Annotated in this window: 1 protein-coding gene; it reads left to right on the top strand. The window is 72.7% G+C overall.

Going from position 1 to position 1180, the window contains the following annotated elements:
• On the top strand, positions 1–1180 hold a 1180-nt coding region (locus tag QH283_RS13725), incomplete at both ends, for an acyltransferase family protein (RefSeq protein WP_280503387.1).

The following is a 1180-nucleotide window of genomic DNA, read 5'->3' as shown; positions in this document are numbered from 1 at the left end:
GCACTGGAGGGAATGCGCGGTCTCGCGGCGCTCGGTGTGGTCCTCACCCACGTCGCCTTCCAGACCGGAGCTGCCAACACGCCGGTCATCGGCCGGATCTGGGGACGGTTCGACATGGCGGTCGCGGTGTTCTTCGTGCTCTCCGGCTACCTGCTGTGGCGTCCGCACGCGGCGGCCGCCCGCGGGCACGGCGACGCCCCCGGCGTCGGCCACTACCTGCGGCACCGGGCCGCGCGCATCCTGCCCGCCTATTGGGCGGTGGTGTGCGCGGCGCTGCTGTTGCTGCCCGCCGCCGCACACACCGCGGGCGTGCGGGTGTGGGTGTCGAACCTGGCGCTGTTGCAGATCTACGTGCCGCTGACGCTGACCGACGGGCTGACCCAGATGTGGAGCCTCGCCGTCGAGGTGGCCTTCTATCTCGTGCTTCCGGTGCTGGCGTTCGCGATGGTGCGGTTGCGTGGTCCGGCCGCCCGATGGCGGGTGCCCGCGGTGATCGGGCTCGGGGCGCTGTGCCTCGGCTGGAATCTGCTGCCGGTGCCGACGCCCGAGGCCATCCACGCCGACAACTGGCTGCCCGGCTACCTGCCCTGGTTCGCCGGCGGCATGCTGCTGGCCGAACTGGTGGAGGAGCCGGAGCACGCCGGGACCCGCGGCTGGCGCGGTCAGCTGTGGCGGCTGGGTGGCGACCGCTTCGTCATGTGGCCGCTCGCGCTGGCGGCCTTCCTGCTCTCGGCCACCGACCTGGCCGGTCCCGCCGGTCTCACCCGCGCCGAACCGTGGCAGTACGTGCTGAAGACGGCGCTGGGCGCGCTCATCGGCTTCGGCCTGATCGCTCCGCTGGTCCTCGGCGCCGCGAACCACCGCTGGCTGGAGTCGCCGCTGGGCGCGACCATCGGCCGCTGGAGCTACGGCATCTTCCTCTGGCATCTGGTGGTGCTGTCGATCGTGTTCCCCGTTTTCGGAATCCTGCCGTTCTCCGGGAATTTCGCCTGGGTGCTGCTGCTCACCGTCGCCTTGACCCTGCCTGTCGCCGCCGCGAGCTACGCCCTCGTCGAGGAACCCGCCCGGCGGTTCGCGCGCCGGTTCGACGAGCGGTCACGCCGGGGCACGCGGGCGTCGTCGGCTTCGGCGCCGGAGCAGACCGAGCCCTCGGCGCCCGCCGCGCCGACCTCCTCGGCAG

Origin of the sequence: Nocardia farcinica (assembly GCF_029867845.1) — a bacterium.
Classification (GTDB): Bacteria; Actinomycetota; Actinomycetes; order Mycobacteriales; family Mycobacteriaceae; genus Nocardia; species Nocardia farcinica_A.
Note: the sequence above shows the minus strand (reverse complement) of the source record. Positions and strands in the feature narration are given on the sequence as shown.